The 12,107-nt window shown below is 41.0% G+C and carries 11 protein-coding genes and 1 pseudogene; 3 read left to right on the top strand and 9 right to left on the bottom strand.

Going from position 1 to position 12,107, the window contains the following annotated elements; all coding sequences use genetic code 11:
• Positions 1–229: 229 nt before the first annotated feature.
• Both NH454_RS21625 and NH454_RS21620 read left to right on the top strand, forming a co-directional pair.
• Positions 230–346, top strand: a pseudogene (locus tag NH454_RS21625) (hypothetical protein); the annotation flags it as partial.
• The gene (locus tag NH454_RS21620; protein ID WP_235374368.1) at positions 319–1,254 is read left to right on the top strand and encodes a HipA domain-containing protein; all 936 of its coding nucleotides are present in this window, start codon (positions 319–321) and stop codon (positions 1,252–1,254) included. The pseudogene NH454_RS21625 and the gene NH454_RS21620, both read left to right, overlap by 28 nt.
• A 302-nt stretch (positions 1,255–1,556) precedes the next feature.
• Here NH454_RS21620 and NH454_RS21615 read toward each other — a convergent pair whose 3' ends face one another.
• The 9 genes from NH454_RS21615 to NH454_RS21575 all read right to left on the bottom strand — a co-directional run bounded on the left by NH454_RS21615 (position 1,557) and on the right by NH454_RS21575 (position 11,478).
• The gene (locus tag NH454_RS21615; protein WP_138534068.1) at positions 1,557–2,573 is read right to left on the bottom strand and encodes an IS110 family transposase; all 1,017 of its coding nucleotides are present in this window, start codon (positions 2,571–2,573) and stop codon (positions 1,557–1,559) included.
• Positions 2,574–2,733: 160 nt separating this feature from the next.
• Complete coding sequence (locus NH454_RS21610; RefSeq protein ID WP_126873588.1) at positions 2,734–3,066, bottom strand: DUF6488 family protein; 333 nt, start codon at positions 3,064–3,066, stop codon at positions 2,734–2,736.
• A 41-nt stretch (positions 3,067–3,107) separates the two neighbouring features.
• A complete protein-coding gene (locus NH454_RS21605) occupies positions 3,108–3,632 on the bottom strand; it encodes a hypothetical protein (RefSeq protein WP_138534089.1) in 525 nt (174 codons plus the stop codon).
• Between the two features lie 43 nt (positions 3,633–3,675).
• The gene (locus tag NH454_RS21600; protein ID WP_126873610.1) at positions 3,676–4,371 is read right to left on the bottom strand and encodes a HupE/UreJ family protein; all 696 of its coding nucleotides are present in this window, start codon (positions 4,369–4,371) and stop codon (positions 3,676–3,678) included.
• Positions 4,361–7,504 (bottom strand): CusA/CzcA family heavy metal efflux RND transporter, encoded by a 3,144-nt coding sequence (locus NH454_RS21595; protein ID WP_126873592.1) that lies wholly within the window; start codon positions 7,502–7,504, stop codon positions 4,361–4,363. Before NH454_RS21595 ends, NH454_RS21600 begins: the two co-directional genes overlap by 11 nt.
• 10 nt (positions 7,505–7,514) lie before the next feature.
• Positions 7,515–8,747, bottom strand: a complete 1,233-nt coding sequence (locus NH454_RS21590; RefSeq protein ID WP_126873594.1) for an HlyD family efflux transporter periplasmic adaptor subunit — start codon at positions 8,745–8,747, stop codon at positions 7,515–7,517.
• Between the two features lie 16 nt (positions 8,748–8,763).
• A complete protein-coding gene (locus NH454_RS21585; RefSeq protein WP_126873595.1) occupies positions 8,764–10,089 on the bottom strand; it encodes a TolC family protein in 1,326 nt (441 codons plus the stop codon).
• 13 nt (positions 10,090–10,102) lie between these two features.
• On the bottom strand, positions 10,103–11,092 hold the full coding sequence (locus NH454_RS21580) for a M56 family metallopeptidase (RefSeq protein ID WP_126873597.1): 990 nt from the start codon (positions 11,090–11,092) through the stop codon (positions 10,103–10,105).
• A 2-nt stretch (positions 11,093–11,094) separates the two neighbouring features.
• Positions 11,095–11,478, bottom strand: coding sequence for a BlaI/MecI/CopY family transcriptional regulator (locus tag NH454_RS21575; RefSeq protein ID WP_028834938.1), 384 nt, complete (start codon positions 11,476–11,478; stop codon positions 11,095–11,097).
• A gap of 84 nt (positions 11,479–11,562) precedes the next feature.
• Between NH454_RS21575 and NH454_RS21570 the strand changes: the two genes are divergently transcribed.
• Positions 11,563–11,916 (top strand): DUF3147 family protein, encoded by a 354-nt coding sequence (locus tag NH454_RS21570; RefSeq protein WP_130051661.1) that lies wholly within the window; start codon positions 11,563–11,565, stop codon positions 11,914–11,916.
• Positions 11,917–12,107: the final 191 nt, after the last annotated feature.

Here is a 12,107-nt window from a genome sequence, read left to right as displayed (position 1 = left end):
AAATCAAAACACACCGCCAAGTGAAAGAGCCGTAAAAACTTCACGCGCTTTAAGTCAGAAAAAAGACTAGTTACCTCTTGCTTGACTCGCCCTTGAAAGGGTGAGATTGCGCAAGCCTAATGTTCAAAATGAAATGACGTTAGATACAGGTACTAAACGTCCTGTTTAGAGCTTTTTTGATAATCTTTTACCCGAAGAAAACGCGCGCAAATTATTAGCAAAAGATGCGCAAGTTGACTACTACGATTCATTTGCATTACTAGAAGTGTCAGGTATTGAGTCCGCTGGTGCCTTAATAATGTTGCCTAAGGGGGGGGCTTGCCAGATCCAAGTGCTGAGCCTCTAGAATTATCTGCTCTTTCAGAGAGGATAAAAGCTCTCCCTAAAGCACCATTGAATAAGAGACAAGGTAGTAGGATGTCACTCGCTGGGGCACAATATAAAATGCTAGTTATAAAAAAAGGCTCTGATTTTTTTGAAGGTAATGCAGGTACGCCTTCCACTCATATATTGAAACCAGATCATTCAGAGCCTGATGATTATTGGCAAACGACTTGTAATGAATGGTTTGTTATGAGGCTTGCTAAAATGATGGGTATAGATGTACCAAAAGTGGAGTTATTGTATGTACCTGAGCCTATCTATTTAGTTGAAAGATTTGACCGGTATGGTAAATACCCGAATCAAGAGCGTCGACACATTATTGATGCGTGTCAACTATTGAGTTTTGGTAAAGATTTTAAATATGCAGCTTCAACTGTTGAAATTTATAAGAAGATATTGGGCAAAGTTCGGACTAAGGCACAAGATACAATAAAGCTATATCGCTGGGTTATTTTTAATTTTCTTATAGGAAACGGTGATGCACACCTAAAAAATATTAGCTTTTATTATGGGGATGGGGATCCACAGCTGACACCATTTTATGATTTATTGTCTACGATAATATATGTGCAAGAAGGGACTAAACCACTTGAGCAAAAATTATCAATACCGATAAATGGAAAAGAAACATTTGATGAATTAAGGCGAGATGATGTTTTGGCTTTTGCAAATGAAATTGGCATGCCAGACAAGGGAGCTGCAACTTACTTAGATTCCATGGTTAAAAACATTCAAGGTGTATTTGAGATTCTTTACAAAGAAGTCCTAGAAATGCCAACTACCCCTACACGCGCTGTAGAGTTACGTATGCTAAGGGAAATACAATATAAAGTTTTAAATGAAATGGTGGAAAGGTTAAGAATTAGCTAGTTGCATCAACTAAAGTAAGTTGAAGCATGAGAAACCAAATCATTTGAGCCCCAAAATTGTTTTTGGACAGAATGTATGGTACGCCCCGTTTTGCAAGTTAATAACTAAAAATAACGGAGATGGTTTGCGCTAATGTATTCAGAGTCTATTAGAGACTTTCATTAGTCCCAGCTCTACGATGAGATCTGCGCCAGATTGTCCTCAAAAATGAGAAAGTACTTTATCTTACTGAAATGTCCACAAGGTCTTCAATCTGGTGGTCTAACCGTTTTGTCATCATTAATTATCATATGCAAACTGACTTAAACTCTAATTTCAAAGGGCTTCTTCTTGGTCATTACAGACCAAGCTATTCTTGCTATTTTATTTGCTAAAGCAACAAGTGCGACATTAAATGGCTTTCGACATTTTAAATCTATCAACCATGTTCCAAAGAACTTTTCCGCTGTTTTATCCCGCCACATAACGGCACGAGCAGCGTGAATAAATAACTCTCTCAGTTCCTTATTCCCTCGCTTGGAAATACCTAACATTCTAGGTTTACCGCCCGTTGAGTATTGAAATGGAACTAACCCTAGCCAAGCGGCAAAATTACGTCCATTATCAAAATCCTGTGGACTACCAACTGCTGATATACAGCATGATGCAGTCATAGGTCCAACACCTGGAATTGTTTGTAATAACTTAGCTATATCGTTTTCTTTATTTAACGCTAATAACTTATCTTCTTGAGCTTTAATCCACACATTTAGTTGATTGTAATATTCATATTGAGTTGTTAGCTCTGCAATCAATAGCGGTGGCAACACTTCATTTTGATCAGCTATCCATTGGAACAAGTTTTTCATTTGATGATGGCCTCTCGGAAAGCTAAGTCCAAATTCCAGTAGTATCGAGCCAATTCGATTCATACAGGCGGTTCTTTCTTTAATATAGCCAGAACGAACACGTCTAATAACGGTCCCTAGTTGAGCTTCTTCTGTTTTGACTGAAACAAACCTCATGTTTGGCCTTGTTGCAGCTTCTGCTATCGCATCTGCATCAATGTAATCATTCTTGTGGGTCTTAACATAAGGTTTTACATATTGAGCTGGTATTAGCTTAACCTCATGTCCAAATTGTTTGCATTTCCTTGCTAGCCAGTGAGCACCGCAGCAAGCTTCCATTGCAATAACTGTTGATTCTTGGACAGATAGAAAATCGACTAACTTTGCTCTGGAGTATTTATGGCGAAATATTTCACGACCAGAATAATCGTGACCAATTAGGTGAAAGGTTGATTTACCTAAATCAATACCTATGACTTTTGCAACTGACATGATGGTTTCCTCCTGTAATAGCCAACACTATGAGTTTAGCTAATGGGTGGGGCGTACCATCTAATTAATGAGTTAGAGCCGACCAGTGGCTCTGTGCCAAAAGCGGACTTGGTACAAAAACAAAGGCACCTCATGTATCAAAAGGTGCCTTCTTATTTTGTTAAAAGTTGTTTTTATTTTTAACCGCTATAACTTGACCATTTTTTGCAATTTGGAAGTAAAGCTTATCTTCGTTGCTAGCATTAGATGCACTAACTACGTAGAAATTGTCTTCAACGCTAGCAATCGAAAGTTGCGACTTATCAATATTTTTCCATGACTCATCTAACTTACCAACTTCAAAACCAGCGTCTTTAAATGTCATCTTTTGAATATGTGTTGCAGCGATGCTAACAGCTTTCTGACCGCTGATGACACCATGATCTCCATGTGCCTGTACATTACTAGTTAGCAAGGCACCACAAAGCGCAACGATTGATATTAGTTTGTTCATTTTAGTCTCCATTTTGTATGAAATTCGTAAAGTTAAATTCGTTATTGTTTAAGGCCAATAACTTTGTATTGCCCTTTGACCATTAGCTGTATTGAAACTGGCTTGTCTGATTTGTTTTTCCAGTACCAGCCATGAGAGCCTTCAAATGGCGTGGTATAACTACCTTTCATTTCATTAGTAGTAGCAATAACATAGCTTTCAAAATATCCCGTTGTGTCACCTTCTGGCTCACCATGTAAATCGAAGTACAATGGAACACCATCGGTTAACCATTCATAAGTCATTTTTTCATGCTGCTTCATATAAAATTTATATTCGATGCCGCGTCCCGCAGGGACTGTCACTTCTATTGTTTGAAACTCATCCGTGCCTTTAGTTGTCTCTAATGACGTTGTTTCCACTTCAGCCGCTTGTGCAAGTGCTGTTAAACCTAACTTGTTTCCAATACCTGTCGGATCGATGTTGTACTCTGCTGGTAAGATAAAGGTAACCAGTGCAATAGCCGCGACAACGACTGCTGAAATACTCGCTTTAACGAGTGTTTTGGTACTAACTGTATGTTGCATAAAATTCTCTTTTATTTCTGTATTTCTATAAGTTAAAAATCGATTAAATGGTAAAGTAACCAGCAAGTTGTAAGCCCATCAACATCACACCAGCACTCATTAGTGCGGTATTTGTGACTGTCGAAAAGCGTTGAAATGAAGGCAGTTTTCGCCATGCATTTATCATGATCAAAATAAGTGCGAGCGCAGCAAATTGACCAAGTTCAACACCTAAGTTAAAGGCAATCAGGTTGGTAATAAGACCTTCATCAGCTAGGCTAAACTCTTGTAATTTGGTAGCTAAACCAAAGCCATGAAACAGACCGAAAATCAGCACCGCCCATTGGGTATTAGGCTGCCAATTAAAGCAAAGCTTAAAGCCACCTAGATTATCGAAGCCCTTATAAATTACGGAAAAACCGATAATGGCATCAATTAAATAAGCATTGACCTGTATGTCACTTAACACACCAAATAACAGGGTTGTACTATGCCCAATAGTAAACATGGTGACGTACAACAGTACGTCACGGCTACGATATAAAAAGAAGATAACACCGACTAAAAACAGCAAGTGGTCATAGCCCGTTATCATATGCTTAGCGCCTATATATAAAAACGGGATAAACTGTACTCCATTATTTTGCTCTAAAAATGCTCTGGTTTTATCATCGACTCCGTGAGCAAAAGCTTCGATACTGACAAGCGCTAACAGCGCAATCGTCAGATAAGTCAGTACTTTAATCATGTTACTTGGCATCTTGAGACTCCAATACTTCAACATCAGTCAAAATAGACTCCTTTTCTTTATGTAAAATTCTGTATAAGGCAGGGATGACAAACAGAGTCAAAATCGTTGACGAAATAATGCCACCAATGACTACTGTTGCCAGAGGCCGCTGAACCTCCGAGCCTATGCCTGTATTTAACGCCATAGGAATAAAACCTAATGAAGCAACGAGTGCGGTTGTTAACACAGGTCGAAGACGCGTCAGCGCACCATCAAAGATTGCTTTATCAAGTGCCAAACCATCTTTGCGCAGTTCTCTGATAAACGACACCATAACCAGTCCATTTAGGATGGCGATGCCCGATAAGGCGATAAAGCCAACCGCTGCCGAAATTGAGAACGGAATATCACGTAGTAACAGCGCAGCAATACCACCAGTTAATGCAAGCGGAACCCCCGTAAAGATGATCATGGCATCTTTAAACGAGTTAAGGGCGAGGATTAATAAACCAACAATCATGATTAAAGTGACAGGTACAACAATACTCAGGCGCTCTGAAGCGGATTGCAGTTTTTGGTAAGTGCCGCCATATTCCACCCAATAACCAGCAGGTACTTCAACGTTTTCATTAATGGCTGCTTGTATGTCTGCAACAAAACTACCTAAGTCCCTACCACGAACATTGGCAGTTACTACCAATCTACGTTTACCATTTTCACGATTTATTTGGTTAGCACCCGATATCAGCTCAATATCAACCAATTCTTTAAGTGGTACTGTATGTCCATCAGCCAACGTTATCGGTAAATAAGGTATTGAATCGATATCATTACGTTTGGACTCTGTGAGCCTTACTACAATATCTGAGCGCACATCGCCTTGATAAAACTTACCTGCAACTGTACCGCCCATAGCCATTGCCACTTGAGACTGTACTTGGCTAATACTAATACCAAACTGCATCAGTTTTTCACGATTTGGCACAAGATTAAGCATGGGTAAACCAGTGGTTTGCTCAACTTGTATATCTACGGCACCTTCAACCTGAGAGATTGCACCCTCTATCTCACTGCCTAACGTAGTCAACGTATCAAAGTCATCACCAAACACTTTTATCGCAAGTTCAGCTCTCACCCCAGCTAACAATTCGTTAAAACGCATTTGTATTGGCTGTAAAAACTCATATCGGTTCCCCGGAATTGGCTCTACTAGCGCGGCTAACTCTTCTACAACTTGAGTTTTTGTCTTATCTGGATCAGGCCACAACTCGCGAGGTTTCAGGATAATGAAGTTATCTGCGACACTTGGCGGAACGGCATCAGTTGCAACGTCGGCAGTGCCTATTTTGGCAAAGACGCGTTCAACTTCTGGCATTTGTTTAATTTTATCTTCTAAAGATTCCTGAAGCGCGATTGCTTGAGACAATGACGTACCCGGAATTCGCAGCGCGTGCATGGCAATATCACCTTCATCCAAATTAGGCGCAAATTCACTACCTAACTTAGTTGCCTGATAACCTGAGAAACCCACTAATACTGTTGCGGCTATAACAACGAACCAACGGGCTTTTAAAACCCAGTTTAAAGCAGGCTTGTAAAGAACAGTAGCACCACGAATTATTGGGCTATGTTTTTCTTTCACAGGCTTTTTAAATAACAAGGCAACCATAGCGGGTACAAAGGTAACCGATAACACCATAGCGCTAAGTAACGCGATAACCACGGTGATCGCCATCGGGTGGAACATTTTGCCTTCAACACCCTCAAGAGCAAAAATGGGTAAGTAAACAGCGGTGATAATAAACACGCCAAATAGCGCTGGACGTATGACTTCCTTTGTGGCTTCGAACACGAGTTCCATGCGTTCTTTTAGCGGCAGAGGTTTGTTTCCTGCTTGACTTAGCCTGCGAAGACAATTTTCCACGATAATAATGGCACCATCGACTAACAAACCAAAATCTAACGCGCCTAAACTCATCAGGTTAGCACTCACGCGAGTTTGTACCATACCTGTTACTGTCATCAACATGGCAAATGGGATCACTAAGGCTGTTAAAAATGCAGCCCTGAAATTACCCAGTAGCACAAAGAGTACAACGATAACCAATATCGCCCCTTCGATCAGGTTAAGCTGAACCGTTTGTAGCGTTTTATCTACTAATTTAGTGCGATCATAAACAGCAGTTGCGACTATACCTTCTGGTAAAGTGGCGTTAATTTCCTTGAGCTTTTCTCCCACGGCATGAGCTACTGTGCGGCTATTTTCGCCAATAAGCATAAATACCGTACTCATCACCACTTCACGACCATTTTGTGTAGCAGCGCCAGTTCTAAGCCCTTTGCCGTTTTCAATATCGGCTACGTCTTTTATATAAATTGATGAACCATCAAGCGACTTAAGCGGAATATTACCAATGGCAGTCATATCAGTAACCTGACCGGGCAGCCTTAACAACCACTGTGCGCCATTTTGCTCAATAAAGCCTGCACCTTGGTTTTGGTTGTTTTGCGAAATTGCATCAACCACATCGGCTTGTGACAGCCCAAAAGCAAGTAACTTTTCAGGTTTGAAAGCGACTAATATTTCACGCTCAAATCCGCCTATCGGGTTCACTTCTACTACACCCGGCACCCGCATTAACTGTGGTCTTATTGTCCAGTCATGTACGGTTCGTAAATCCGTTGGTGTAATAGGCGTGCCATCAGCATGTGTAGCATCAGGCTCAGCATCAACAGTGAACATGAATATTTCACCAAGACCTGTCGCAATTGGCCCAAGTTGAGGCTCTAAGCCCAGCGGTAACTCAGCGCGTGCCGCTGATAAACGCTCATTAACAAGCTGACGGGCAAAATAGACATCAGTATCATCACTGAATATTGCAACCACTTGAGATAGGCCATAACGAGAAACTGAGCGGGTATAGGTTAACCCCGGTAAACCCGACAATGCGGTCTCTAACGGAAAAGTTACCCTTTGCTCAACTTCTAATGGCGTAAACCCAGCCGCTTCGGTATTGATCATTACCTGCACATTGGTGATATCAGGCACTGCATCAATCGGTAGTTTGGTAAAATTCCATATACCCAAACCTGACACAGCTAACACCATCACCATGACAAGGAATTTGCGCTTTATTGAAAAGCGTAAAATTGACTCCAACATTTATACACTCCTAGTGATCGTGTGATGCGCCAGACTTTTCAATGTCGGCTTTTAAGATGTAGCTATTGTTGGTCACGTATTCGGTTCCCGCTTTTAGGCCACCTAATACTTCAATCCATTCGCCTCCAGTGCGGCCCAACTCAAGCATACGAACTTCATACTGCTCACCCACTTTGGCGTAAACAACAGTAAAGTCTCTAAAACCTTGTAAGCCAACACGCTTTACAGCCAGTGGCACATCAATGGTTGCAACTTCAATGTCAGCTTTTACGAAGCCGCCTTCGGCAAGGTTACGACCTTCTAATTCGACCCAAACTATTCTTGCCTGATCATCTCTCACGCTAGGTTCAATAAATGACACCTCACCTACAAGGGGGTCCTCATGACCTTCAATGTTTAACGTAACTGGCGTTTCCAGTTTAACCTTGGAATAATCCGAAGGATAAACCGCTAATTTGGCAATATGGCGATTAAGATTGGTAATGGTGAGTAAGGTTTTACCATTAGTTTGCTCACCCGCGTTTGCGAATAACTGGGTAATAACACCGTTAATGGGCGCTTTAATAACGTAGGGCTTAAGACTTTCATTACTTTCTACTGTGAATAGCGTTTGCCCTTTTTTAACAATTTCACCGTAATTGACGTGTAATTTGGTGATTTCACCATCGAAACGCGCAGCAATGTTTCGCTTAGCGTCCACAGGTAAACTTAATTTTCCATAAGCGGGTATGGTTTGATGAATTGTCGCAGGGCCTGCGATTTCAGTGTTGATTTCCATTGCATCGGCAACTGCCTGTTCAATTGTGGTGCGACCCTCGAAGTTGTCATATCGCCAATTGTACTTTTTACCCTGATAAGTTGCTTCAATGGCAACAACAAAAGAGTGAGGCTCATAAATCACCATATCACCGCGAAGAAAGTCACCTTGAGCATTGAAGTTAATATCATCAGTGCCATCGCCTAGGCGAATTAATTTTACGTTTAAATCGACATTCTTTGGGTCTATAGGTTGTCCATCATTTGTCGCCCAAACACGAAACTCTGGTGGCACACCAGTTTCAAAAATAGAGAGTTCAATGGCAAAATCACCATCTCGTAACATGCGCCCACGGTGTGGACCTTTCTCTGGTTCAGCTTGCTCTGCCGCAGGTGTTGATGCTGCAATAGCATTAGGTGCGACGACACCTGTGAATGAGATAATAATCGCCAAGCTCAATGACGACAGAATATTTTTATTTTTCATAAATTTACTCATGGTTTTACTCGCTATCACTAACGGGCACGCCAGTTAGGCGTTGAATTTCAATATGTTGTAAATGCAAAGATTGATAAGCATCAAGTAACTGATTTTGGGCGCTGAGCAGCTCTCTACGTATATCACTCCACTGGTTGTAGCTAAGCTTACCGATATCAAATGCCTGACTTGCTTCAGTCAATGCGGTTTCTAGTACGGGAATAATTTCAGCTTGAATCGTTTCAATGACATGGTGGGAATGCGCCATTTCTTGTAATAGCACATATAGCTGTGCATCCAGTTTCTGCATTAAGGCTTGTTGCTGAGTTGCCAGTACATCTTGTTTTGCGCGTAAGGCCGCTATTGTTCCTGCATTGCTATTGTCATTCCCCCAAGGAATAGATATACCCGCTACTAAACCAAAGTCATTTGTCGCTTCATATCGTCTCAATCCCGCAGTGAGTTGCCACTGAGGTTTTGCTTCAATGCGTGCAAGCTCCATTTGAGACTGAGCGATACGTTGTTCATTAACAAACTGCTGTATTTGTGGGACTTGCTTAAGCTTGATTAGCTGGCTTTCTACCGAGGGAATTTCCGGCTTAAGCATTAAATTCCCAGTTAATTTAAGCTCAGCCTGAGGCTTGCCCCATAAGGATGACAGTTGATAATGACTAGCTTTTAATTCGTGCTCTAAATCTTCTACAGCGAGATTTCTTCGAACCAGCTCGGCTTGAGCCAAGCGCATTTCAACATTGGAACTTTTACCCGCTTTTACTCTTTTGGCAATAGCGTCAACCACTTCCTGTGCCTGAGACACCGCTAATTGATTGAGTTTCAAGCGCTCTTGCTTTATCAAGATTTCAACAAACTGTTTAGCAACAATCGCAGATAAATCGAGGGCTTTTATTTTTTGCTCTACTATTACTGCATTTGCTTGGCTTTTTGCCGCATTAACTCTGCCATCAATTTGATCTTGTTGAAGCAACCAAGAGTATGTGAGCGTTGATTGCATACTTTGTAATGCGCTATGCTCACCTGTCCCTAACGCATCTTCAATCATTAAACCTATTTGAGGACGCTCTCCAATGCCAGCTTGCTCGATATTACCTTGCCACACAGCTTCTTGAGCTATCAAGGCTTTTAGCTCAGGATGACTTTGTAGAGTCATGGTCACAGCCTTGCTTAAATTTATAACCTGATGTGATGACTGTAATTGCTGCTGGGACTGCGCATTAGCCAAAAAGGGAGTTGATGTTACTAAACCAGCCCCCGTTGTTAAAACTAGACCAACAGCCAAAAACCGATTGCCGATCGGTTTTTTTCCGTTGCTTTTATAAAAATTAAATCTCATTCCATATCCTTAATTAATGGATGAAAAAAGTTTCGATAAAGTGATGAAAACTATCGACAGTGGATGCCGCTAGTACTGGCATAGTTGCCAATAATGCTAGAGTAATGATGATAGTAGTAAGTGACGGTTTATTAATTGGATTTAATAAACCCTCAACACGAAGACTCGTGTAATCATGTCCGAAGTAGCTAACAGACGCCTGATCGCAGTCCGTAGGAAGTGCTTTTTGAAGTCTAGCGACATCAATTAATGTCTGTGCGATATCAAGGTGGTCGTATTCTTTTGTGACCTCATTGTCGGCCATCTTTTCCGTCATTAAGACATATTGCTCGATTAGGGTTTGTTTTATACGTGACGGATAGAAGCTGGCAAGTGCCGTGAAAAGCACTTTAAATAACGGGTCTCTTGCCGTTACATGGGCCAGTTCATGATTAACGATGATATTAAGTTGTTCATCGCTAACTTGGGTTTGTAGTCCGGTTGATACATATATCTTGGGAGATATAAAACCTGTAGTAAAGGCAACAGGCACTTTAACAGGCATCAATAAATATTGATTGCCATTAGTCGTCCTAGCACCTTGTGCATCAGTAAAGCTTAGTAAACTCGATAATGCGATGGACTGTTTGGTTCTAACAAAGGTAGTCTTAGTTACGCGCCAAGCTAAATAGATTAGTGCTAAAAGTAAGGTTAACGCGTGCCAACTTGAAAAGCTAAAAATATCGATATGGTGCCAATGGGCAAAATCTTCGAACCAGCTTATGTTAAAAACTTTATCAAACCCTAACGAGTAAGGCATAAAGTAACCAATACAAGAAAAGGCTATCCACCAAGGTGCACTCACTAGTGACCACAATATAAACTTTTGACTATTAAAACTGACTTGTTTGAGTCTGAACAACACAAAACGAGATACGACAGCAACAGTTGCAATACCGATCACAAATGCAAGCACTGAAACACTGAGCAAATTTAGAACGATTGCCATATCTCCAACTAACATAATTAAGCCCGTTCCTTTCTTAGCTGGCGTTGTTTCTCGATCATTTTTTCTAATGTATCGAGTTGTTCGTCATTAAGCTGTGCCGAAGCAGAACTGAACGCAGCAATTAAGCTATTTTCACCATCATCAACAAAGTCACTGGTTACATTTGAAATAAGTTGAGCAATTAAGCCTTCACGATCTACTCTGGCTGAATAACAATACGCATGACCTTGTTTAGTGCGTTTAAGTAATTCTTTTTTAAATAACCTATCAAGCGTACTTTGGATAGTATTTAACGAATTACCACGAGCTAACCCCAGTACTTTATGTACTTGCTTTGCATCCGCCTCTTTGACATTCCAGAAATGTTGAAGCACTAATTTTTCTAGTTCACCTAATTGCATAACACTTTACTCTATTTAATTCGCTGGCTATATTGCCACAACAAAAACCGATAGGCAATCGGTTTTTAGATTTAAGGGTATTATATGGGTTGGCTAATAACTAAGTATTTGATCACCGCTACGGTCATTGTCGCGGCATCGGAGCTAGCAAAACGAAATGATAAACTAGGCGCACTCATAGTGGCCTTACCGACAGTCACAATTTTAGCCATGATTTGGTTATATGTTGAAAAGCAGCCGTCAGAGAAAATAGCCAATCATGCTTGGTACACTTTTTGGTATGTACTTCTCACATTGCCCATGTTTTTACTTTTCCCCATGCTGATGCAGCGCTACAGTTTTTGGCTATCGTTACTCATCAGCTCATTAATAACTGTAATTTGCTTTTGGCTGTTTTCTTTATTGCTGAAGCTGTTTGGAATAGATTTGCTTCCTTGAGGTTAACAGCAAGGTCCTTTGTTCACCCCACAGCTGCCATTAGAGTATTTACGTTAACGCGTAATGGGGCGTGCGACGTGAAGTCGTATGAAGCGCTGTTCACCGCTTAATGAGTGAACCATCTGTATCACCAGATGATCCTAGGAGCCTGAATAAAGTAGCGGCTCTGACAATGTAACGAAGGTTGGTAT

Source organism: Pseudoalteromonas sp. Ps84H-4, assembly GCF_024124645.1.
GTDB lineage: Bacteria > Pseudomonadota > Gammaproteobacteria > Enterobacterales > Alteromonadaceae > Pseudoalteromonas > Pseudoalteromonas lipolytica_C.
This window is presented reverse-complemented; position numbering and strand designations above follow the sequence as displayed.